Source organism: Pontibacter sp. FD36 (assembly GCF_015686655.1).
Taxonomy (GTDB): domain Bacteria; phylum Bacteroidota; class Bacteroidia; order Cytophagales; family Hymenobacteraceae; genus Pontibacter.
In genome coordinates, this window is the sequence record NZ_JADPMP010000015.1 from 79,236 (window position 1) to 102,753 (window position 23,518).

The 23,518-nt window shown below is 48.2% G+C and carries 25 protein-coding genes; 5 read left to right on the forward strand and 20 right to left on the reverse strand.

Translation table 11 applies throughout. The features are described 5' to 3' along the window. Positions 1-17: 17 nt before the first annotated feature. The 5 genes from I0P70_RS19885 to I0P70_RS19905 all read left to right on the forward strand — a co-directional run bounded on the left by I0P70_RS19885 (position 18) and on the right by I0P70_RS19905 (position 4,662). Positions 18-869, forward strand: a complete 852-nt coding sequence (locus tag I0P70_RS19885; RefSeq protein WP_196120891.1) for a cyanophycinase — start codon at positions 18-20, stop codon at positions 867-869. A 182-nt stretch (positions 870-1,051) separates the two neighbouring features. Further along, positions 1,052-1,678, forward strand: coding sequence for a thioredoxin family protein (locus tag I0P70_RS19890; protein WP_196120892.1), 627 nt, complete (start codon positions 1,052-1,054; stop codon positions 1,676-1,678). 32 nt (positions 1,679-1,710) lie between these two features. Next, on the forward strand, positions 1,711-2,298 hold the full coding sequence (locus I0P70_RS19895; protein WP_196120893.1) for a carboxymuconolactone decarboxylase family protein: 588 nt from the start codon (positions 1,711-1,713) through the stop codon (positions 2,296-2,298). 273 nt (positions 2,299-2,571) lie between these two features. Then, entirely contained in the window at positions 2,572-3,264 is a 693-nt protein-coding gene (locus I0P70_RS19900) for a glycosyltransferase family 2 protein (protein ID WP_196120894.1), read from the forward strand. A gap of 57 nt (positions 3,265-3,321) precedes the next feature. After that, positions 3,322-4,662 (forward strand): hypothetical protein, encoded by a 1,341-nt coding sequence (locus I0P70_RS19905; RefSeq protein ID WP_196120895.1) that lies wholly within the window; start codon positions 3,322-3,324, stop codon positions 4,660-4,662. 43 nt (positions 4,663-4,705) lie between these two features. On the opposite strand, the gene I0P70_RS19910 is transcribed toward I0P70_RS19905, so the two are convergent. From I0P70_RS19910 to I0P70_RS20005, 20 genes are all read right to left on the reverse strand, one after another. Then, positions 4,706-5,413, reverse strand: a complete 708-nt coding sequence (locus I0P70_RS19910) for a TIGR04283 family arsenosugar biosynthesis glycosyltransferase (protein ID WP_196120896.1) — start codon at positions 5,411-5,413, stop codon at positions 4,706-4,708. Positions 5,414-5,517: 104 nt separating this feature from the next. Further along, on the reverse strand, positions 5,518-6,540 hold the full coding sequence (locus I0P70_RS19915; RefSeq protein ID WP_196120897.1) for a cysteine hydrolase family protein: 1,023 nt from the start codon (positions 6,538-6,540) through the stop codon (positions 5,518-5,520). A 51-nt stretch (positions 6,541-6,591) separates the two neighbouring features. Continuing rightward, positions 6,592-7,587 carry an SDR family oxidoreductase gene (locus I0P70_RS19920; RefSeq protein ID WP_196120898.1) on the reverse strand — a complete coding sequence of 332 codons (996 nt, stop codon included), beginning with the start codon at positions 7,585-7,587 and terminating at the stop codon, positions 6,592-6,594. Between the two features lie 1,105 nt (positions 7,588-8,692). Next, positions 8,693-9,043, reverse strand: a complete 351-nt coding sequence (locus tag I0P70_RS19925; protein ID WP_196120899.1) for a helix-turn-helix transcriptional regulator — start codon at positions 9,041-9,043, stop codon at positions 8,693-8,695. Next, positions 9,040-11,007, reverse strand: coding sequence for a type IV secretory system conjugative DNA transfer family protein (locus I0P70_RS19930; RefSeq protein WP_196120900.1), 1,968 nt, complete (start codon positions 11,005-11,007; stop codon positions 9,040-9,042). The genes I0P70_RS19925 and I0P70_RS19930 overlap by 4 nt, the downstream gene beginning before the upstream one ends. Positions 11,008-11,108: 101 nt before the next feature. After that, complete coding sequence (locus I0P70_RS19935) at positions 11,109-11,567, reverse strand: hypothetical protein (protein WP_196120901.1); 459 nt, start codon at positions 11,565-11,567, stop codon at positions 11,109-11,111. Continuing rightward, positions 11,564-12,352, reverse strand: a complete 789-nt coding sequence (gene traN / locus I0P70_RS19940) for a conjugative transposon protein TraN (protein WP_196120902.1) — start codon at positions 12,350-12,352, stop codon at positions 11,564-11,566. The genes I0P70_RS19935 and traN overlap by 4 nt, the downstream gene beginning before the upstream one ends. 1 nt (position 12,353) lies before the next feature. Then, entirely contained in the window at positions 12,354-13,535 is a 1,182-nt protein-coding gene (gene traM, locus I0P70_RS19945) for a conjugative transposon protein TraM (RefSeq protein ID WP_196120903.1), read from the reverse strand. Continuing rightward, entirely contained in the window at positions 13,522-13,908 is a 387-nt protein-coding gene (locus I0P70_RS19950) for a hypothetical protein (RefSeq protein ID WP_230392318.1), read from the reverse strand. Before I0P70_RS19950 ends, traM begins: the two co-directional genes overlap by 14 nt. Continuing rightward, a complete protein-coding gene (gene traK, locus I0P70_RS19955; RefSeq protein ID WP_196120904.1) occupies positions 13,886-14,494 on the reverse strand; it encodes a conjugative transposon protein TraK in 609 nt (202 codons plus the stop codon). Before traK ends, I0P70_RS19950 begins: the two co-directional genes overlap by 23 nt. Positions 14,495-14,511: 17 nt before the next feature. Beyond that, positions 14,512-15,507, reverse strand: coding sequence for a plasmid transfer protein (locus I0P70_RS19960; protein ID WP_196120905.1), 996 nt, complete (start codon positions 15,505-15,507; stop codon positions 14,512-14,514). A 4-nt stretch (positions 15,508-15,511) separates the two neighbouring features. Continuing rightward, on the reverse strand, positions 15,512-16,135 hold the full coding sequence (locus tag I0P70_RS19965) for a hypothetical protein (RefSeq protein WP_196120906.1): 624 nt from the start codon (positions 16,133-16,135) through the stop codon (positions 15,512-15,514). A 15-nt stretch (positions 16,136-16,150) separates the two neighbouring features. Further along, the gene (locus I0P70_RS19970) at positions 16,151-16,822 is read right to left on the reverse strand and encodes a plasmid transfer protein (RefSeq protein WP_196120907.1); all 672 of its coding nucleotides are present in this window, start codon (positions 16,820-16,822) and stop codon (positions 16,151-16,153) included. Further along, on the reverse strand, positions 16,797-19,241 hold the full coding sequence (locus I0P70_RS19975) for a TraG family conjugative transposon ATPase (RefSeq protein ID WP_196120908.1): 2,445 nt from the start codon (positions 19,239-19,241) through the stop codon (positions 16,797-16,799). Before I0P70_RS19975 ends, I0P70_RS19970 begins: the two co-directional genes overlap by 26 nt. A 48-nt stretch (positions 19,242-19,289) precedes the next feature. After that, complete coding sequence (locus I0P70_RS19980) at positions 19,290-19,592, reverse strand: DUF4133 domain-containing protein (RefSeq protein ID WP_196120909.1); 303 nt, start codon at positions 19,590-19,592, stop codon at positions 19,290-19,292. Positions 19,593-19,595: 3 nt separating this feature from the next. Then, complete coding sequence (locus I0P70_RS19985; RefSeq protein WP_025603778.1) at positions 19,596-19,889, reverse strand: DUF4134 domain-containing protein; 294 nt, start codon at positions 19,887-19,889, stop codon at positions 19,596-19,598. 24 nt (positions 19,890-19,913) lie between these two features. Beyond that, a complete protein-coding gene (locus I0P70_RS19990) occupies positions 19,914-20,324 on the reverse strand; it encodes a hypothetical protein (RefSeq protein ID WP_196120910.1) in 411 nt (136 codons plus the stop codon). A 154-nt stretch (positions 20,325-20,478) separates the two neighbouring features. Further along, positions 20,479-20,973: a hypothetical protein gene (locus I0P70_RS19995; protein WP_140455370.1), complete on the reverse strand. Its 495-nt coding sequence runs from the start codon at positions 20,971-20,973 to the stop codon at positions 20,479-20,481. Positions 20,974-21,045: 72 nt separating this feature from the next. Then, on the reverse strand, positions 21,046-21,675 hold the full coding sequence (locus I0P70_RS20000; protein ID WP_018480016.1) for a ParA family protein: 630 nt from the start codon (positions 21,673-21,675) through the stop codon (positions 21,046-21,048). A 20-nt stretch (positions 21,676-21,695) separates the two neighbouring features. Beyond that, a complete protein-coding gene (locus tag I0P70_RS20005) occupies positions 21,696-23,273 on the reverse strand; it encodes a relaxase/mobilization nuclease domain-containing protein (protein ID WP_196120911.1) in 1,578 nt (525 codons plus the stop codon). Positions 23,274-23,518: the final 245 nt, after the last annotated feature.

Genomic DNA, 23,518 nt, shown 5'->3' on the forward strand with positions numbered 1-23,518 from the left:
TCAAGAAAGGGGACGATTTGATACCTAAAGGCAAGATAGTTGCCATAGGCGGCAATGAAGACAAAGGAAGCATACCACTACCTTTCAATGCTGAGCAGGCGCAACGTATACTGTTCTTTGAGCAAGGTATCCTAAAACGTATTCATGATGAACTATACGGCATCGGCACCCGCATTGAGGTTATCACCACAGCTACCAGTATCCCCGATGAATTATTTCAGGCATATCTGCATGGTTTCATGCTCCTGGGCTGCGACAATGTAGGCCACCTGGCTATTCAAGATCGGGAACAAGCTGCTCGTCCGGAAACGCTTCAACGACTTCACAAGGCGGACGCAGTGATATTCACAGGGGGTGACCAACTCAGAATTACAGCTGCCTTCAACCATACAGAAGCGCTTAAGCTAATCAGGCGCCGCTACCTGCACGAGGAGAAGTTCCTGATTGCCGGCACCAGTGCGGGGGCTATGGCCTTATGCAAAACCATGATAGGAGGTTCATATGAAACCAAGCCCCTTGTGAAAGGAATCGTATCACTAGGTGATGGACTAGCCTTGCTGCCCCATGTCATCATAGACACGCACTTTGTGAACCGCCGGCGTATACCCCGTATGATTGAGGCGATCGCCATGCATCCAAAGTTAGTTGGTATTGGCTTGGGGGAAGACACGGGCATTCTCATCTCGAAAGGAAATGAAATAGAGACGATAGGCTCCGGGTTAGTTGTCCTCTTGGACGGCCGAGAACTGCAGGAGAATAATTTCAGGCAATTGCGCACTGGAGAACCTCTCTGTCTCGAACATCTTATCATGCATGTTCTCCCGAAAGGCCGGAGTTACTTTATCGACAAGGGCGGAATCAACAACTAAAGCGCTGCTCAGCCTGGCCGACGGTTTTGTCCATCTGCAGGAAGGCTAATATTCCGGATTGTCGCACCCCTGACAATTCAGTAGCACTTCTGTGTGCACCTTTGCTTAATAGGTTGCCTACACCATCACCAATAGGGCCGGGCTTATAAACCTGCACATTATGTATTTAAGCGAATGATAAAATGGAAAATACAGCCATAGACCCGCAGATCGATTACAAACAGTACCTGATCAGGGGCATAACTTATGAGGCGTACCTTGCACAGTTGCAGCAAACAGTTGTAAATACCACGAATGGTTTAAAATCCGATAGCGCCCATGCACAATATTTCCCTATCAACCTGACGCGTATGCAGCGTATTGCCAAAACAAGTGCATTCAGCCAGGAGCTGCTACTGACTTTAGCAGGTATAAGGAACAAAGTATACTGGCTTGTAATTACAGAGTATTGGTGTGGTGATGCCGCCCAAAGCCTGCCACTCCTACACAAGGTTGCACAAGCCTCGGAGGGTAAAATAACTCTCCGGCTTTTATACCGGGATAAATTTCCTGCGCTGATGCAAAGCCACCTGACCAATGGAGGCAGTGCTATACCTAAACTTATACAGCTCAACTCAGACTTTACTTACCTGGGTGAGTGGGGGCCACGGCCAAAGCCAGCACAGGAGTTAGTAAAACTGTTAAAAAGCGACCCGATGACAGCAGCCGGCTACGCTGAGCAATTGCACAGGTGGTATGCACAGGATAAAACACACACTCTGCAGCAGGAGTTAAGTGAGTTGCTGGAGAGAGCGAACCTGCTCGTATGATGAAATAAATTTTAACCTATAATAGTATAAAGATGACAACTAAAACAGCAAATAAAACATTTAAGACCAGCTTAGAACCTGTAACGCTTGAGAAGGCCAATGAGGCGCAAAAACCGCATTTAGAGAATGCCCATAAGCAGACGGGTATGATCCCGAACATGTATAAGAATATGGTAAATTCCCCCGGATTAATGGAGACTTATGCAGTGGGGTATGATAACTTCCGGAAAAACAGCGGCTTTACGCCTGTAGAGCAGGAGGTTGTTTTTGTGACGGTAAGTATAGCCAACGGCTGTGAGTACTGCGCTGCCGCCCACAGCTTTATCGCCGATAACATGTCGAAAGTTCCGGTTGAGGTAACAGATGCCATACGGGAAGGAAGGGAGATTCCGGACGCTAAACTAAGCGCTTTATCGAAGTTTACCCGCATTATGTTTGATAAGCGGGGCAATCCGACCCACGAAGAGGTAGAAGAGTTTCTGCAGGCAGGCTATGAAGAGAAGCACATTATGGAGATCATACTTGCTCTGGCCGTAAAAACACTCAGTAATTACTCCAACCACATCTTCCATACCGACCTAGATGAAGTTTTCAGCGGCAGGGCATGGCGAAAAGGGTAGTCCTTGATTATATCAGTAGCCCATTTAAAGACCTGACCATAACATAGCGATAGATATTGGCATAACTCCCCGAAAAAGCCTCGGTGAAGTTATGTCGACTTCTACTAAAGAAAGACTATTCTGGATTAGGAAAGGTAAAGGTGCCACAAATGTAATTATAATCGCAGGGTATGAAAGAGAGTAAATTTGATTTGGTATTAAACTGTAAAAGTACCTGCCTGAATTCTGTATTTATAGAGCGGCAGAAAATCTACTGCTTCCTTATTGGTTCGTATGCCCCTGATTAACGTAATTATTCCAGCTTACAACGAAGAGCATTCTATAGCCAAGGTAGTGCAGGATATTCCGAAAGGGATTGTAGATGATGTGATCGTGGTAAACAATAACTCTACTGATGCAACCGCTGCTGTTGCCAAAGCAGCTGGGACCACCGTCCTGCACGAGCCAAGTCCTGGTTACGGAAACGCCTGCCTGAAAGGGATAGCCTATGCCGCTGCAAAAAAGCAAAGTACACGTCCTGAAATCATCGTTTTTCTGGATGGCGACTACTCCGATTACCCTGAAGAAATAACAAAAGTAGTGCAGCCAATACTTGACGGCCGTGCAGATATGGTGATCGGCTCAAGGGCTTTGGGTAAGCGGGCAGCAGGTTCTATGTTGCCGCAACAAATATTCGGGAACTGGCTAGCCACAACGCTACTACGCTTTTTCTACGGTGTCCGCTATACGGATCTGGGCCCTTTCCGTGCCATCAGGCTCAACGCACTGCTGGCACTCGGCATGTGTGACCCTACCTACGGTTGGACGGTGGAAATGCAGGCAAAGGCCGCTAAACAAAGAATCAGGTATGCAGAGGTTCCCGTCTCCTACCGAAAGCGTATTGGAACTTCAAAAATATCCGGCACTGTGAGAGGCACTGTAATGGCAGGCTATAAAATTATACTGACTATTTTTAAGAATCTGTAGCCTTTTATTTTAATATATTAATCTTTCCTGAGCTCAGCCAGATGCCCATGACCAGTTATGGTAAGCACTAACAAAAAGATAGTTGCCTACGCGCTTTTGGGTACATCGGCAGTAGCCTACGCAGTGCTTGCCTATGCTACCCCACGTTCCAATTTCACACAATTACTCCTGCTGTATGCATTTGTTTTTTTCAGTTACCTGTATCTGGTTCGCCAGCAAAACGCACTGTACCTGAGCATAGCAGCGGCTCTGTTTTTCAGACTGATTTTTTTATTGGCTACACCAGCTCTGTCTGATGATTATTTCAGGTTTGTATGGGACGGGCGGCTGCTGACAGCCGGACAGAACCCCTACCTGTACCTGCCCCGGTTCTTTGTAACGCCCGAAGGCCCCCAAGTGCCGGGAATTTCGCAGGAGTTTTTTCGTTCGCTTAATTCTCCTGATTACTACAGTGTATATCCGCCTGTGTCGCAGGCAGTGTTCTGGCTGGGTGTAAAGCTTTACCCAAACAGCGTGTTGGGCAGCATTGTGGTAATGCGGGTTTTGATTTTGCTGTTCGAGGCTGGCAATATTTTACTGTTTTGGCGGCTGCTCAGGAAAATGAAATTACCCGATAAACAAGTCTTGCTTTACGCGCTGAACCCTCTCGTGATTCTGGAGCTAACCGGTAACCTGCACTTTGAGGCCCTGATGATTTTTTTCTTGCTTCTGGCTCTGTACCTCCTGTTGTACCTCCGTTTTGCCTGGTCAGCGATTGCCTTTGGACTTGCTGTTGGTACCAAACTTCTGCCCCTCATGTTTCTCCCTTTCCTTTTCCGGAAACTAGGTGTTGGGAAGTTCATACTTTATGGAGCGATAACGCTTCTTACAGTGGTAGCCTTAGTTGCCCCTGTCTTAAATGGAGAAGTGCTGTATAATATCTTTAGCAGTGTAGACTTGTACTTTCGGAAATTTGAGTTCAATGCCGGTATATACTACCTGATGCGGTGGATCGGCTTCCGATTCACTGGCTATAACCTTATATTTGTACTTGGGCCCCTGCTTTCGCTCCTAACGTTAACGGGTATCCTGGCCCTGGCCACAGTAAAAAGGCCTGAAAACATCCGGCAACTGATTGGCTGTATGGCAGCTGCCTTAACCCTTTACCTGCTGCTGACCACCACAGTACATCCTTGGTACCTCACCACACTACTGGCCCTTACATCGTTGAGCTATTTTAGATTTGCAGTTATATGGTCGGGCTTTGTGATACTTACCTACGCTGCTTACCGCACTAGTACTTACCAGGAGGACCTGAGACTAGTAGCATTGGAGTATAGCATCGTTTGTGTATGGCTGATGATTGAGCTCTATCGCCAGCGACAGCACTTACAGTATTGGATTTTCAGTAGGGGATAAGCATTTGTTAGAATAACAGCGGCAGGGCATGGAGCTGGTATTTTCATTTCAGCTTTGACTTTTTGATGAGCCTATTATAGATGCTAACAAGTTTCTGTTGGGGAACTCTAATGTAGTATAGCAGCCAGATGACCGAGAAGATAAACTGCAGGCGGTAAATGCCGTTCTGACGGTACTTTTGTGCCGAAGTAACGACGGCAGCAGGCAACACATTAAATCTGGTGACTTCTTTAATCCGGTATATAATTTCCTGATCTTCCATTACAATATGGTCTTCCCGAAAGCCTCCAATTCGCTCAAAGGCAGATTTCAGGATAAACAGGCTCTGATCCCCAAACCGGATGTGGTCGAGGTCGAACCGCGTAAACCAGGCATTTACTTTTAAAAACCAGTGGCTGTCGTCGAACCGGAGCCTAAAACATCCGGCACCGGCTCCTGATGCACAGCTTTCCAATATAGCAGTTTGAAAATCAGCAGGTGGAAATGTGTCTGCGTGAAGGAAATAGAGAATTTCACCAGTCGCGAAGGCGGCTCCGGCATTCATTTGTGCAGCCCTACCTTTTTGAGGTGACCGTATCACTTTTGCTCCGGCTGCTCTGGCCAGCTCGGGTGTGTTATCCGAACTGCCTCCGTCAGCCACTATTATCTCAGGGGCAGGTCTGTTCCCCGACGTTAACAGGTACCGAACCAGCCCCTGTATGCCATCCACCTCGTTGTAAGTAGGTATCACAATACTGATGCTGGCTGACATGTCTGGGCAACTTTATTTTTAGGGGAATAGATCGTTACGTTTTGATTATACTTTTTTTGAAAAATGAAGTTCGTCCTGACCGCTTTCCAAGGAACGATTCCTTCTTACCTTCTCGAGAGTGCGGATGCCGTTCTGGAACGATAAAGATTGCTTACCTCACTGGCAGGAGGACCTTGCTTCGACTTACGGTCCTGCTGTGTAGGCGCTTCTTTCCAAGGCATTTCCCCTACCACCAGCTTCGGAATGTTAATGAACACTTCGTTGCTACTACGTTTGGTGACGGCATCCAGTGGAATGTACGTATCCGTTTTAAAGATCATCCCGCGAGGCACCAGAATGTAACTCTCGGCATCGTTCGCTGCTCTCACTACTTTTTCTACGGTTCCGATCTCTCCATTGTCCGATCCCTTTACCGTATCCCCTTCCTGCACATCCACCGTCTGCAAAGGTGCTGCTATCTCCAGTGCCTTTAGAAACTCTTCGGTTGTGATCACCGCGTTTGAAAACAGCGGAAGGTTCAGATGCACGGCTGCTTCATATTCCGGTATACTGGCAGCCCCCATGGCGTCCTTGAGCATGGTGACATCATAGCCATCCTCAACGGCATGCCGGGCGGTAGACTCGCAACACATATTGGCTGCCATACCAGCTATAACCAGGTGTGTTATGCCAAGCCGCTCTAACTGTTCCGGCAGGTCCGACATAAACACATCACAGGTCTTGTGTGGCAGCAACACGATTTCGTCAGGAAGCGGCTGCAAATCCGGATGAAAGTCAGCGCCCCAGCTGCCAGCCAGGAACATCTTCGTTTCAAACATCATGCGGTTAATGCCACTTTTCTTCTGCAGTTTCTCATCGGCATAATCGTCCTCAGTATAGGCCATCGGTCCGAAGAGCACCGGCATTCCTTTTGCCCTCGCACCCTCAATCGCCATCTTAAGGTGCTTGATCATGTCGTGCTTTGTCAGGGTGGTCTTGGTCAGCTCATAGGCCGCCCCGCCCTCTGAAAGAAAGTCATTGACCGGGTCGATCACTAGTAAGGCTGTTTTGTCCAGGGGAAATGAGATACTGCCTTCTGCTTTTGGCAGAAAGGTGGCTTTGGATTGATTAGAATTCGCTTGTTCCATAGTTTGTTTTAGTTCAGTTAGTGTATTTATTTGTTTCAGTGATACTATTTTTTATTTCCGTAGAAAGAGGCCGGCTATTGCAACACCTGCCAGCAGGGTCAGTGCGGCAGGCACGGCCTGGTGACGGCCCAACCAACCCACGGTACTCGAATCTTTTGCTTTTGAATCGAACCGGCCATGGGCGCCAAATAGGCCCGGTGCAGGTTCAAACAGGTTGTCCAAACGGTCTTCTCCGGCAGGCTCATATGTCTGTTGTCCTTTATACCCGTTCATGGCCAGCACCCAGTCTCCTGCTAGGGGAAAAAACTTGTTGCCGATAACTGCCTGCAGCGTGGAGAAGCCTACCTTATACTCCCGCTCCGGGTGATAAGCTGCATGGTAGATGGTTCGAGCTGCTACTTCAGGCTGGTAGATCGTACCCATCGGGCGGGGCTTGTTGGGTAACTTGTTGCGCATCCAGTCAAACTGCGGCGTGTTCATGGCCGGGAGCTGCACCGTTGTCACTTTCACATGGCTTTTATCATGCAGCAGCTCGGTCCTGAGGGAATCGTAGAAGCCCATGGTCGCGTGTTTTGCGCCACAGTAGGCAGACTGCAGCGGAATGCCCCTGTAAGCTAGCGCTGAGCCGACCAGCACAATGCTTCCTCTGTCTCGCGGTAGCATGCGTTTGAGTGCTGCCAGCGTACCGTATACCTGCCCTAAGTAAGTCACTTCAGTTACCCGCTTGTACTCTTCCGGTGTCATCTCCTTCACGGGACTCAGCACCCCCACCATGGCATTGTTCACCCACACATCGATTGGGCCCCACTTACTTTCCAATTGGGCCGCCACGTTGTCCAGTGCGGCCGCGTCGGCTACATCGGCCGGAAAAATAAGGGCTTCGCCTCCGTTTTCCTCTACCTCTCTTTTGGCGTCTTCCAATCTTTCTCTCCCACGGGCAATGAGTGCCACACGGGCACCGTGTTTTGCAAATTTAAGTGCAATGGCACGTCCCAAACCTGCGGAAGCCCCTGTAATAACGACTATGTCTTTGTGATTTTTTTCCATAATGATAATTAGATTTACCTGAAACGCCTTTTGATCAAACCCATAATGTGCTAACTGGCAGGGTTGAAACATTTGGCTACAGCAGTCTCTACTCTTAAGACATCTTCTGAAAAGTTTATATAAGAAATGTTGTTATTTATTTAACTTCAGCTATTACCCGAAGGTTTGTGTAAAGAGTCTACTAGGTGCCTTTAGCCGCAAATTAAGCATTATAAAATGTTGATTTGTCGGCTTTGCGACAGTTGGCGGGCAGGAGAAGTAATTGTCAGTTTGGCTTTTTTAAATCAACCCCTATGAGGTGTTTTTACTGCTATCTCAGGTGGCTTGTAAAAAATAGTTCTTTTGGCTTTATTTCCACTCATCAGTGATGCTTGTAGCGTACTCCTCCAAAAGTGAACTTAAGCTGCTGAACTCTTCAAAGATACAGGTATAGAGGCTATACCTCACCCAGAAAGCTGAGCCTCTGTCATGGCCAAGCGGCAGAACTGGAAGCTGTCTGCGATGGGGTGCTATTGGCCACCGGTGACGGACAGATGGCTGAAACTCCTATGGCCTTTCAGGCCGCTTTAGCGGGTATCATGCTTGCTGCAGAGCTAGTGCTGGTGATGTGGAGCTTCGGGAGCTAAAAGCAACTGCCACTATAAGAGTCAACCTACTAGAGCCACTTGGAAAGCATTTGAATATTCCTGTGAAAAAGCACGTTAGTGGCCGCTGTATTTGTTCAGACAAGCATTTTCAGCAGGCTTTTCGAAAGAAATACCTAATCAAAAGCTGAGTGCATGAGCCATCCAGAGCTTAGAGTCAGGATCAGGTAGAATTGAGCAGCATAGGCTGGCTAGTATAAACTTGATGCGGTAAAGCGGCGTGGGAGACTTCCTACACCGCTTTACTATTCTATGGCGACTTTGCTTGCCGCAGTAGGTAAAAGCCAAATTGGCAGACTACCTTGTCCAGTAATAAGCGTAGGAAGGCGTAGATCAGAGGATGATCTGCAGCAGCTTTACACGGTTAGCCCAGAACTAGGTGCGGTACGACTCAAATATTAGGTGCAAAAGTTATTAGTGACTTCTAACCCTAACAAGCAGCCTGTATGCCCTTAAAAATTTTAAGGCGTATCAAGTAAGCGTATTACCTCCTCAATCTGCGAGGAAAACTCACTTTGGGCGAACTTCAGCTTTTCAACGGCAATGCTGTTGAGGCTATGGCTGTTGGATAGCTTTTCGTGCTTTTCCAGGATGTCGAAGTTGTCGGAAAAAAGAAGGTCCACGTGAAAGTGTTTGCTGTAGAAGCTGAACAGAAGTAAAAGCAATTCGATTGTCCCTCCCACCCCGTTCTCCAGCCGGGATATCTGGTTCTGGTTCACCCCCATGGACTCTGCCAGGCTCTCCTGCGATAAATCAAGCCGCTTTCGCAGCAGCTTTAACCTTTGGCCTAACTCCTGTATGCTCACGCTCATACCTGTAACGCTGTGATTAGTGTCTTAACCTCATTTCTAATTTTATTGTAGTTTGCTCTCAGGATTTGGTCTTTTTGGTCGGGGGTACCAAAGTTATAAAATTTTGGCAGGTCAAGATACTGCTTTTCTTCCTGTTGTATGTTATCAAGGTCGAGATTAATTTTACAGTGGTAGGTACTGGCAACATACTTCCCGCTATACTCTTCGCTATCGGAAGCCACCTGTCCTACCAGCTCACCCGCCTGCAAATTGGCTATTTTGGATGCCGGAATGAGCGGCCCCATTTCCTCGTTCATGTTGACGGAGGTACGGTTACGGTCCACACTAAGCCCCTCCTTTAGCTGCCTCACCCTACCAAAAAGTTTTTCCAGCCAGTCAAGCGTTTCTTTATTACGGGCAGAGCCCGAGAGTACATTGGCCGCTACAGAGCAAATGGTGTCGGCTGTTTCCCTGCCATACTGCTGCCGCAGTTGCGGAAGTTCCTGCAGGCCCAGCAGCACAGCTATCTTGTTGCTCCTGGCAGTAGCGATCAGGTTCTCCACCCGGTGTATATAAAGCGTAGGAGACTCATCCACGATCAGCCCACATGGCAAGTTCCCCTTTGTATTGATCAGGCGTGTCATGCGATTAAGGATAAGCGCATTGCAGGCGCTGTTAATGCTCTGTGTGGCAGGGTCATTTGCAATCACCAATATAGAAGGGTTTTCCGGGTCCGTTATCTTTAAATTAAAGTCGTCTCCTGATAGTACCCAGAATGTTTCTTTTGTGGCCAGTCGGCCAATATTAATCTTTAAGGTGCCAATCTGCCCTTCCAGCTGCTCAAAGGCTCTGTTCTTATAGGCTGTGGCAAAAGGCGAAAGCAGACTCTCCAGCTCAGGTTCGGAAAAGAGCACCTCGAAAATCTGATCATAGCTAAGGTTAATGAAGGAAAGTACATGCGGAAAAGAAGAATACCGCCCCCCTTCGTGCCGGCTCAGAAAGTAGATGCAGCTAGCCAGGAAATTAACGGCTGACTGGTTGAAGAATTGCGCAGTCCCAGAGTCCCTGTCTCCTCTCCGCAGCGCCTCCAGCAGCGCCTCAGCCGTTTCGGTGGCATCAGCCAGGGTAGGCAGATACTCCGGTTTTAAAGGATTAAACCTCCTGCTGTGCTCTACGCTGTTAAAATTGATGACATGGAACCTGTGGTTTTTCAATACCCCTCTCTTTCTATTGACCAGATAATGGTAATAAGTCGTTCTGGCCAGGTCTGGAAACTTGAAGTCGTAGACCATCATAGAAAAGCCTTTCCCCAGAAGCTGCTTGATAAAAGGCAATACCACCGAGAAAGACTTTCCAGAGCCGGGTGTACCTATCAGCAGTGTTGCCCGAAAGGGATTTACCACATTGAGCCACCCGCGCTGTACCCGCTTTTGGTAATAGTAAAGCATCGGGATATTCACCGAGTATGGCGTATGCTCCGGTTTCCTGGACTGCTCAAAGGACTCATTCTCCACGTTAAACTTGTCCTTCATCAATCGGTGCTGTATATGCTTGGAGATATTATCCAAGGCTATATGAATCATCATCGCACCTAAGAAGGAGAGCAGGATGTAAGCCGCATCAGACAGGGACACATCCCAGAAAAGAATACGGCTGCTTTCAAAGAAATAAAAGAAACCCGAGCCAAAGAAAAAGGCGCAGCCGATAAGCAAGGGAAGGAAGATATGCCGGAGCGGGTCGAGGTCCAGGTTCTTCCTGGCCTTTGTGCCAATGCTCACGATCAGAATCAAACCGAAAGTGAAAGCTTTGGAGAAGTAGATGTGTTCATAAATAGCCATGCGCTTTACTTTCCGCAGTACAGGCTGCAGCTGATACATACTGCCCGAATCCATAAAGAGGAAAACAGCTATCTCCACCACAATAGTGAAGTAGATAAGTCCCTGCAGAAAGGAGTAAAGTTTTTTAATTTCGCTGGATTCTTCCATGACGCTGTTGGTAAATAATGTCTAACACTTTAAAGTAAATAAGACAGGCCTATAGAGATCTTGCTTCTCAAGCAAATGCCCTTCGATTAGTCAGCGCCAAATCAGAGCGGAATTTTGATGCCTGCCAGTAAGCCAGTCCTGAAGTTGTGGTTTACCCGAAGCACGCCCTCATTTTTCTGTTGGAGCATCAACACTACATTTCCTGGCAGCACATAGCCCAGCTCCAGGCCTGCCTGCAGGGCTCCTATGAAGTGCTCGGTGTTAGAGCCAATGCCTGCCCCCACACGCAGCTTGAGGAATGTATTCTTAGACCGCGTAATCATGGGCTTGTAGGCGGCCCCCACCAGCCAGCTTTTGCTGTCGTCCACATTGCTCTTATAGGCATCACCGAAGATCTCGCAGGAATTATAGTGGCGTTTGCTGAACTCCAGGGCAAGGTTAGCAGTTAAGGCATCCTTGTACATCCAGCCGCCTGCCACGTTTAGATGGGTGTAGCCCTCCTGCGCTCGGCACGGCAGCACAACCAGGAGCAGCAGGGAAAGGAGTAGCGTCTTTCTCATAAGGTGTCTGCATGAAGAATGTCAGAATAGTCAATTTTAAGGGAGATGGTGCGCCCAGAGATCTGCTCCTCGGCCACCTCAATATTGAACACCTTTTCCTCCGGGAAAGTGAATTTCTTGAACACGAACACATTCCGGTACTTGCGCTTGAAGCTGCCTATATCATAAAGCTGAAAAACTGGCTGCATCTCTACTTGTTGAAAGTTAGTGGCCTTGACAACCTTTTTATCCTCTATTTTAAACCGTATCTGATCGATTGTATAGGGAATGTTGGTGTCGTTCTTTAGGGAGAGATCAACAAAGAAATAATCCCCCACCGTATAGATGTTGTTCAGCCTTGCCCGCATCCCCTGCCCTTTCGTAGTCACACTATTGAACTGGGGCTTTCGTTGGAGGGCCAGCAGCGCAAACCGCGCCATGTCCTCCCGGCTCATGGCCACAGCTGGGTTCAGGTAATCATCTACCTGGGTAGGGTCTATACGCACCTCCGTATCTGCCCGATCCGCTCGGCTGTAGGCTAGCTTATACTGCACAAGGAAGCGTTCCCCAACGATGGTGATAACACCCGGTTTTGCGCCACCGTGCTTGGGTTTGACCCGAAGGATGTTGGCGACAGGTATATCCCCCGCTACATCATCTGTGGAGATATCTACATACTGTATCGGCTCAGGACTCACAATATGCGTGGAGATGCTTTCATGCACGTGCACTACCTGAAGAGAATCCTGTGCCGAGGCTGAAAACAGCAGGGCAAACAACACATATAGAAGGAATAGCTTTTTCATATTATTGGGCTTTATTATCTATCAAATAAACAATGGTGTTGTACTTCAACTTAGCTTTGTTCTTCCGGATGGCTTTGCCAGCGGCGCGGGTGGTGGTCTGAGAAACCCTTTCCAGCATAGAATAAAGCATTTGGCTGCCATTGTCAGGTGAATCCTCAAAAGTAAATGACTGACCACTGCTCACATTCCCGGCAAGCTCTTTTGTAAAGTCCCTGAACTGTGAATCCGGGACATATAGCCCAGCCAAGCCGTCGTTATCGTAGATACTCAGGTCTACCGGGATGATTTGGTTGCCGTAGAGTATAGAGCGGATGGCTATCTCAATTCGTTGGGCACTGAAACCGGAAACAGTGCCGTAGAGGTAGCTGCCTTTCTTTATTTCGTAGTCCCGCACATAGATGTCATCCAGCAAGCGAATCCTGATCCTGCCGCCTTGCATCACCTTCAACCCTTCGTCCAGAATAGCTCTGATAAACTGCTCCTCACCGTCTGCTGTAATGGTATTGAAAAAGGCTTTGTTCGTATTCCTGTATTTGGTCACGGGTAATGGTGCCGGCTCTTGCTTCTCGGAAGCCGGTGCATGGACCATCGGCGGCTGCGACCCCCTACGAGAAGGCACAGGCTCCTCTCCTACCCGGCTCAGGCTGTCAATAAACATCATCTGCTCCCGGAACAGCCGCATCTCCTCTTCATATGCCGATTCAACCTTTCGCATCGGGCGGGTTGACCGTCCAGGCACAGAGGTAGTAGCCGATGCATAGCGCTCTGAGCTGAGGCGCTGCCGCTGGCTTACCCGCTCCATAAACCCCTCCGGCTGCTGATCCGATAGGATGCGGTTATTGAGACTGTCGAGCATCCGCCGCTCCTCCTCCGTGTACACGCTGCCATAGGCCATGTCCCTGGGGTCTACCCTATCCTGTCCGATTTCCTGCATGGCCGAGTAGTCGGTCCTATACTTAAACTCGTCCTGAAAAGCCGAGAATTTATCCTTCATGTCCCGCTTTCTGAGGTTGGCATCCGGAAGGGAGGTATTAAGGGCTGTTGTCTCGGTGAGCTCCACTTTCGTTTGTGCTGCGGTGGTTGCCGGTGTCATGTCCAGCCACAAGTAATTAAGCAGGACAAGAAAAGGCAGTATGATGAGCGGGATGGCATATCTGGGATGCCGAAAGTTAATTCTCTTCATGGATGATTCGGTTTAAACGCTGATCAATATCTTTGAGAAAAACACTGTCTTGGGCACGCAGGCTGTCAGGATTCAGCTGCCTGGCCGCGTTATAGAGCTTTATCAGTTCCAGCATGTCTGCGGTACTCGACCTGCCTATAGTCATCTTGCTGCCAGAAGTATCAAGTTGCCTGTACAGCTTGCCAGCCGATACTGCATAGGTCCCCTGGTGCAGGTGCCGGGCAACTAGCAATCCTATGACAGCCACAGAAAGTAAAACCAGCATGGCCAGCACCACTGCTTTTGGATTCGAGGCACAGTAGTCCCTGACACTTTCCTTGAGGTATGAAAGCCTTTGCTTTATGTTACCGCTAAAAGGATTTCTTTTCGACATACTCCAAGTCCTTATTCATGACCGTTTTCCAGTTCTTTATCAAAAGTCCATGGGGATTGTTCTCTGTGCGCGGCACTTCCTCAAGATCCCCCTCTGTAACAAGAAGTCTTTTCATCACAGAGGTCTCCCGCTCAATGCGCTGTGTGGCGTAGTAGGTAAAGTGCCTGTTTTCGTCCACTTTAACGCTATCGGTTTTGATCGTCAAAACCGCAGAACTAGCCAGAATCTGGTTGTAATAGCCCTTCTCCTTCAGGTTGTTGTATTGTGCCAGCCCGGACTCATCGATCAGGTACATGGCCTTGGCGATGTTATTCTTGATGTAGGCGTCATCTGGCGGTAGCGTGAAGAAGAGCAGGTGAAACATGTTCACGTGCGACTTGTATTCTACTGTCCGGTTTACCCCCAGCTCGGTCTGCTCCACCAGCAGCGGCACCGAGTGGTCGATCACATAAATCTTCTTCCGCTGCTCCTCGGCATAACGAAAGGCAAAGGCGCAAACCGTACCTACTATAATGATGGAGGAGATAAAGCTGCCGATACTCACGGCAAATGCCAGCTTCATTTTCTTTTCGAGGTTGTTTATCATAGCAAGCGCTTTTTAATTTATTTTAAAATTCCTCCGGCCGCCTTCGCAGCTCCTCCTGCCATTGTACCAATGGCATTACCCACACCCGTGGTGTGCACGATCCAGGTGGAAATAATGGGAATGGTCAGCATGGCCAATCCTCCCACAATCAAGGAGACAATGTAGAAACTGATGCCGCCAGAGGGGAAGGAAACGTAGGCAATGAACATCTCTTCGTTGCCCAGTACTGCCTTCAGGATATCTATTTCCTTCATCAACCCATACTTGACCAGCACAAAGGAGATGGACATAATGATATAGCCCAGTCCCGAGTACAGCCCTACGGAAATATAGCGGGCAATCCAGGCCAGGTAGGAGTCCCGAAAGCCCGGCAGCACGCTAAGGGCAAAGGAGAAGGGGCCCAGGATCACCAGAATGCCTGCAAAGATGATCTGCAGGAAATAGATAATGTAGGAGCATACCTGAAAGATGCTGATCACAATCCACTCCACCACCATCATCGCCGTAAAGTGCAGCTTGGCCATCAGCATCAGGTAATAGCCTTTCATTTTGTTAAACAGGGGTTGCAGGTCAATCCCCATCGTTTCGTACCAGCTCGCATCACTGGCCTCACTCTCAATCCGCTCAAACTCGGCGCTGCTCTCAGAGAGCTTCCGGGCCACAGAGTCTACCAGCGCGAGGCGTTCCCGGTGCAAATCCTCCACCTGGTCTACTTGTGCACCGTACATGCCTTTTGCCTGATCATTAACTAGCTGCAGCGGCAGGTTCACAGCGTCGATAAATCCTGGCCAGAAAACAATCACCAGTGTTAAGGCGAAAGGACGCAGCAAAGGCATGATGCGAAGCGTTTCATCCCCGGCCATCATTTTGTAAGCCTCCAGGCCGAAGTACAGCAGCATGCAGATGGCGCATAGCGCCTGCGCATCATACAGGAAAACACTCACCAGGTCCTGTATATTGAGAAAGAGCCCGTCGAACAGGTCAAATATGGCTTTATCGATTAATTCACGCATGGCATCAGTCGGTTAAGTCCTGACTCGTTTTAAAGAGAGAGATGAGCCGCCTGAAATCATTCCTCAAGGCCGTAAGCTCCCCGATGTATACCCGCAGCTGCTCCCCTTTTTTGGCATCGTCCAGGTAAGCGTCCAGGATGATCCCGATGTCGGCGTTAATTCTATCCCGCTCGGCATGGATGGCCAAAATATAATCTGCCTGCACCCCGGCCTGTACCGCCTCGGCATTCATCCCCAATAGGGCAGTGTTGAGTTCATCGATCTTCTTTTTATACAGGAGGTGGTATCCTTTATTCAGGGACCTGTCGGCAAACTTGAACATCTCCTGCTCATATACCTGGCTTACAGCTTCCTCCTGCGCCTCCGCCTTCACCCTGTTCTGGCTCAGCAAAGCCATGGTAGGGGCAAGCTGCAGCATGTTCCGCCTGTCAGGTCCTTTCCTGTATTTGTTATGGAAAAGAATAAAGTACCATTTCGGGTTGAACTTTCCCCAACGGGTAACAACCTCCCGCTCCAGCTGGTACCTTGTGTTTTTACTGTTAACTGGCTGCACGCCCTGCCCCAGGGCATCTGTAAAGAGTACAGGAAACAGGGCCAGGCATAAAGCGGGTACACATAACGTCTTCATAACAGTAGAGACAATTTACTTCTTGATTGCCTTGTACTCCTCCATCAGGGAGCGGATGATCGCCTGGCTGTTGTCAGGGTAGGCAAGCCCCATCGGGTTCATGGTCTTCAAAAGTCCCGCGTACTTGGCCACACGCATCTTGCGCGTAATGGAATAGGCCAGGCCCCGCATCACCCGCAGCTCGTCCACCACATGGCGGATAAGGGAGAGCCTGTCAGCGTTGTTCATCAGGTTCACATCCGTGCCGATGACAGCCACCTGGTAGATATAGGTAAACAGGTCGGATGTACGGTTGATCAGCTCCAGCTCTGTCTTGGCAGCGATCAGGAGCAGCTCGTTATCACCGCGCGCCAGTTCCATCATTTGGTTTTGGTAGTGGCCTATGTCTGCGGCAATTTGGGAGGCATAAATAATGTTTTTACTCTGCCCGATAATGGATTGCACAGATTTGAGAGAGTTGTACATCTTTTCCTCCAGCTCTTTGATCTGCGTCATCTTCAGGCTAATGGTAGTCTGTAAGGCCGCAATCTTTCCTTCGTTTTCCTTAATGTCGTTTAAGGCCGCCTGCTGGGCCGTATGGTTCACAACAAGTGTGGAGACGACCGCTGGGTCAAAAACAACCTGCTGAGCTAGTACATGACCTGTTACCAGGCTCATGAAGCTAAGCGTGTAGAGGTACTTTTTCATAGCTGCGTTGCAAAATTAGGTGAACAAATTCATTTAGCTTAAGCCCCGAGGCCTTGAAGTCTGCGACAAACCTTTCCAAGGCCTCCCTGTAATTTCCATACTTGCTCAGGTACACTTGTATGGCCTCTTTTTCCTGGCGCTCGGTGGTAAAGGTCAAGTACTCTTCTAGCGATACCTCCACGCCGTACACCTCACCGGTGGACCCGCGCTTGATGTAAACTTCCTTGAAGCGGCCCCGCCCCTCTTTGTTGTCGAGGCTGTTGATGGTAAATATCTTCTTGCGCTCCACCTCATTGATAGAGAGCAGCGCGGCGATCTCATCGAAATTGTCCTTGAACTTGGTCTGGTCCAAAAGGCAGATGGTATCGGAGTTGTTGATGATAGAGTTCTTAACCACAACATTGCCGATGATATCATCCAGCTCCTGCGTCACGACCACGGCCTCTCCCCAGAATTTGCGGACCGTTTTATAGACGTAGAGGATATAGCCGGCCATCAGCGGAGAGGCAATGGCCTTCCAGGCCTCCTCGATGATGAGGGCCTTACGGTTCTTCTTGTGCCGCATTTTCTGCAGGAACACGTCCATGATGATTAGGGTGGTGATCGGGAATAGTACCTTATGCTCTTTGATGGCATCAATTTCGAAAACAATAAAGGGCTCATCAAAAAGGGTGGTATCCAGCTCGTTGTTCAGGATCTGGCCATACGCCTCCCCTTTGCAGAACTTCTTGAGGATAAACCGATAACTGGTCAGGTCAAAGTTAATGGACTCTTTTTGTGTGATCTCGTCGATCTTTCTGATGGAGAAGTCATAGAAGGACTGGAAGGAAAGGTAGCTGCTCTCCAAGCCGTTTTCAAAGTAGTATTGGTAATAGGAAGTGATAACGGAAGAGAGGACGCTGTCCTCAATTTGGCTGACAGTGCCCTCGGCACCTTTCCAGAGCAGGCCCACCAATGACTTGAGAAACTCCCGCTTCTCCTCGTTGAATTCGGCAGCAGAGATCCGGAAGGGGTTCATGGTGATAGGCTGCTCCTCGGAGTAGGTAATGTAGCGGCCCCTGTAGTAGGCACACAGGCCGGAGTAACTGTGTCCGGTATCCACCAAAATAACATCTGTGTGCTGCAGGGCATACTGCCGGATCAGGTGGTTCATGAAAAATGACTTCCCTGCTCCCGAAGGCCCCAACACGAACTTGTTACGGTTATTCATCCGGCCTGAGAAGATGGGCGCATCACTCGTGTCAATCGTGATAGGAATCCCCTGCCGGTCCGTGAAGTATACCTGAAAGCTGGATGACTCACTTTGCAGTAAACGTTCTTTAAAAAGCAGACATAAGGCCGCGTCTGAAGTAGTCAAAAATTTATCATATACTTTAAGCTCCGAACTATTGCCGGGCAAGGCACACCGGAATAGTTCGAGTTGGTTATATGCGTTTCGGGAGGGAATAATACCAATGGAAAACAAAGCGCTTTCCAGATAGTTAGCAGCACGGTCTATCTCCTTTTCTCTGGCTGAAAGCAGCACGCTGTAGTGTCCGTACACGAGCAGCTGGTTATCCTTGGCGATATCGGCCATCACCTGATCAATATCCTGCACACTCAGATCATTGGCCGGGTCAGGCATGGAGAGGTGTTTCTTTCTTTTGGCCTGCAGCCTGGCCAATTCATGGCGCTGATCAGGGATTTGGATCACCTGGTTGTACACAAGGCAGTCACAACCTGGCACCTGGTGCAGAAAATGCATCAGGTCTACCGGGAGGCTGTACCCTATGTGAAGCGCTGTGTTTGGCTTAAGATTGGACGGAAAGTTGATCTCATCTATGTCCACAAGCGAGATACATCGGATAACGCTGTCACCGACTTGCAGGCCTTCCTCTGAGGCAAGGAGGTTATTGAGCGCATAAACCTCATCGGAAAAGTTGAAGGCAAGAATGCGGGAAATAAACTTCTTCACCTCTATCTCTTTCAGAGCATAGGGCTTGAAAGACCTGCTCTCCAGTATGTCCAGCACTTTGGCAACGTTCCGCTGGAATGCTTTGAAGTCTTTCTCGTCATATGTAAAGAAGCTGGAGCGCCGCACGCCCCTTGTTATAGTCAGGTATGTAGAAACATCCAGGTACTCTCTTCCTGCAAATGCCTCCTGAAATTTCTGACTCAGGAGATCATCCGTTTGCTTCGGCACATAGCGCTTCCTGGCTAGTATGTCCGTTTTCTGAAGGGTGTAGCCTGCGCCTAGAATTTTAACGATGTTGGCAAAGGTCTGGTGGAAGAGATAGTATGCCTCCACGTCTGCACAGTACTGCAGGGCTGGATTTTGTACTTTGATGATAACCGAATAGTCTCCGCGCTCATGATATAGAATATCATGGGCATGACGGTCTATGCCAATGTATGGCAGACCAAACCGCTGCTTTTTCATGGCTAAGAAAAGTGATGACGTTAAAATTGTGCTGCCAGGGCCAGCCCCCTATCTTCGTGAAGAACGCCTCCATTGTGCGGGCATGATGTATACCCCTTTGGACTTCGTTTTATGATGCAACCCTTTCTTCTGCTGTATAGCCGTAAACCCCATACCGCCGAAAGTCACGACCACCAAGGCTACCAGACCTGAAAAGAAGTTGAGCGAAACAGATAAGACAACTGCCGCAAAGAAGCCAGTTAGAACGGAGGCCAGGCCCCAGTAGATATATCTACCTTTGAAGGATTTAAATACAAGGGGTTTTTGCAGCCCCTTGTAGACATTAAATCCTCTGTTATCTTCAGGAGCCACGGCTTACAAGCCGAAGAAGGCTTTGATCACCACCCCCACCACCATCAGGAATACACAGGACCCCATCCACCCCATGACAGCCTTTTGTGTGTCCTGGTCTCCGGAGTTCCACTTGATGTACACCCTAACTCCCCCAATCAGGCCAACAATAGCTCCGATGACCAGGATTAGGTTGCCTACAGGGTCAATGTAAGTTTGGAGTTCAGAGGCTCCGGCATCAATGCCTCCGGCCCCTTGAGCAAAGGAAGATGGGACAGCGAGGACTACCAATACGAGCATAGCAAGTAACTTTTTCATAATCTCTGTCATTGAGTTAAAAATTTATGAAGAAAAAGGTATTGCGTTTGAAAGTCGCCTGGCGTTCTGAAGGAACTCCTCTAGGGGTATCCCCTGCCCTATCACGGGCATGGCGACACTGTTCTCCGAGGCCGTCTGGTGCGCAAAGGCATGCCCGTCGGCTGCAATAGGATACTCTTGGAGACCGCTATCCAAGGGTTGCTCCTCCTGCTCGTAATCCTCATAATCCTCCTCGAATTCTTCCTCTAGGTAATCCTCGTCCACAATGTCTTGGGGTGTCTCTGTAGTGTCTACTAAATCTGAAACACTGTACTGCGCCACCATATCTGCGGCTACGCCTTTTGCATTTCGAAGGTACAGGTCAAACAACAGGTTACCTGCATAATAAAGCACATAGAGTACTGCTACCGTAGCAAAGAAAACGCCCCAAGACATAGCTATATAATTTAAGTTAAAACATCAATTTACAAACTAGACATTCCTACTTTAAATATATAATCGATATGAAATACGGTTTTATACTTATACGTATATTTTAAGATTAGATTATTTATTTATATACTTTTTTACCTAATGTTATAGATTCAGCTTAGTTCAAGAACTTGTTATCCGTTCTATCTCGGAGCCTTTGGATCTCCTCTTTATGCTCTTCAATAAATTTGGCAAACAGGTAGCTTGCCAGCACATTGATTTTGATCCCTCCTTTTTTCTTCAGCAGGTCTAGCACTTCGTGTATATGCACGTCCACATAAACTGTTTTGGAGGTAAAGGTAAACTCATCCTTCGCACTATCGAGCTCAGCAAGCAGTTGTTCAAAGCTCAAACCTGACGCTGCTTTACCCGAAGCCTTTGCAGCTGTCTTTTTCGAGGAAGGCGCCTCCTGCTTTTTGCCTGCTGTAGCGGTAGAAGAAGCCTTAGGCTTTTCACCTTTTTTGCCCGATTTTGAAACTGCGGGCGCCATCTCTTCTTTTTCCTCAGGAACTGGTTGAACAGCTTTCTCTTCTGCGTTTTTCTGCTGAGGAGCCTGTCCTATGCTTTGCTTAAAGCTCTTGATGTCAAACCCTTTGTTACCTGCTGTAGCCATGAATATTATACGTTATTTAATTAAAATGTTTCAATTATTGAATATTAATATAAATTTTATTTAAAGAATCTTCTATATTGTCTCTAAATACTCATTATATATATACCCAAAAGAATTATCGAGCACCCCTCGAATATCCGAAGAGATCGATACGGTATCTATGCGTTGAAATCCTACACGGTCTGGCAGCGCCGGAGCCACAGTGCCGAACTGCGCCAGCTGCTCATCCACGGCAGCTTTCAATTCATAGTTCACGGAGGACTTCAGGCGGTTTGGCAGGAACACAATCCTTACCTGCGGGTTAACGTGCTTGGCCACCTGAACAAAGAACATGGTGGACTCAAAAGTCATTTTTTCATAGGAAAACGGACAGACGATTACTTCAGCATCCTGGTATACAGCAATAAGCTCGTTCGTGTCCAGCCTGCCAGGCATGTCCATAATAACATGCCCCCCTTGCAGACTGTCAATATGCACCTTGTATTTCGGGTACTCCTCTACCTCCATCTTGATAACCTCGTACAGTGGGTCATTGGCATACAGCTCCTTCTCCTTCTCCCATCTGGAGTAGATGGAGTCCTGAAAGTCCATATCCAGGATGATTACATTGTCCTTTTTCTCCAAGGCCAGATAGTTAGCCAGCAGTATACAGGTGGTGGACTTGCCTACCCCTCCTTTTTGGTTTGCTACTACAATTTTCATGTATTAATCGTCTATGTATATTATCGTTTTCGTTGATTCTTTCTCTTCCTATTCTCTCCCTGATCAGGTCCGAGGTTCGACTCCATAAGGTAAAGCATAGAAGCTGCCAGTTGACCGATGGCCCCGGAAGACTGGGTCCATGCGTCCTGCAGCCTTTCCTCTCTCGCCCGATCACTACCCTTATCGAGCTCAACAACCTTCACAGCATGAAATTCAGGCCTCTCTTTTGTCAGATCTACCCAGGCATATACCTGTTTCTGCTGATGATCAACCAGGAAGTGCTTTCCGTCTGAATGAGCGATGCTCCAGCCGCAACTGTCCAGGATTTCCTGCAGCGGCCTGCCGCTGGCAAGGCCGCTGTGCAGCTTGGCGGCCACCACCTCCTTCTCCAGAGGGTCAGAAGCCTTCGCAACCGTCAGATCTGACTGCTTTACAAAAAACAGCCTGGAAAGCAGCTTTATATCCTTATCGCTCGCCACGGTGTACTGCCGTGCCTCCTGCAGCCTTTCCTGGTAAAGCAGCTCCCTGACACGGGCCTTATCAAGCATCAGAACAGGGATGCTGCCTTCTTCATCTCCCTTGATGCGGATCTCTCCCTTTTTGTTGATCAGGAGCCCAGTTGCCTCCAGCTGTCTCTTGAAGCCGGTGTAGCACAGCCCCCTGTCTGCAGAAAGCTTGGCTATAAGCTCCCGTCCAGCCTGTATTTTATCTTCTCTGTTAACACTGGAAAGCAGCTCATCGAGCTTCATCACCTGGGAACCCTTTAGCACCTGTTTGCTGGCATGGTCGAGAATCGTGTAGCCATAGGGAGTGCTCTTCCCCTTTGCCTGGTGCACCACCAGCTCTATCCCGAACTTTTCCTTTAATAGCCCGGAGAACTGCTCCACCGTTAGGCCTCGTTTATACTTGCGGAATATGGCTTTCAGCTGCCCTACACGCGCATTTGGTGCTTTATACTTTGCTATCCTGTCAGCAACTTCTTTCCTTGCAAAGGCATGCACCATTGAACCGTACTTAATGAACTGGTACTGCCCCTCCTTCTCCGTGACCTTCACGCCTTCCCTTTCGAGCAGTAACTTAAACTGAGCTTCAGAGGAAAATCCATATGCCAGCGTTTTAGTCAAGTATGCTTTTACCTCGTATGCCACATCCTGCATCAGAATCTCCTGCATCACTTTCTGAGACCTTACGTTTTCATACTTGTCGTTTACCTTCTTCCCCTCTTTGCTTACCCTGGTAGACACCATGTGTACATGGTTGTGCGCAGTATCTGAATGAAAGTAGATAAGGTAGGGGTTGTCATGGTACCCCATGCGCTGGAGGTATCCCTCCGCGATTTCCAGGAGTTCCTCCGCACTCTTCTCCCTTCCCTTACAGGAAATAATGGCATGGAACTGGGACTTTAGCACTGACTCGTTTGTGTTTGCCACCAACGTCATGTACCTGATGTAATCCTCCTGCTTCAGGCTTCCCGCAGCCAGGTTCAAGAAACCGAAGTTCTCAGCCTTGAGCAGCTGAGCTGCACCCTGTGCTCTTTTCTCTTCATTGTAAACAACGCCATTGAACCCGGCAGCGGCAGAAAGGATTTTCACGATCATAGCCCACTCATTAACGCTTCAAAAATATAACAAATAATAACTTTTGCATAAAAGCTACTATATATTATTTAACAATTTTAAACTATTACATTTTAGTTAATAGTTATTATTTTTTATTTATAACATAAAGCTTAATATTTAACACTTAAGACTTATTAATTCTTACTTATTAATTCTTACTTATTAATTCTTACTTATTAATTCTTACTTATTAATTCTTACTTATTAATTCTTACTTATTAATT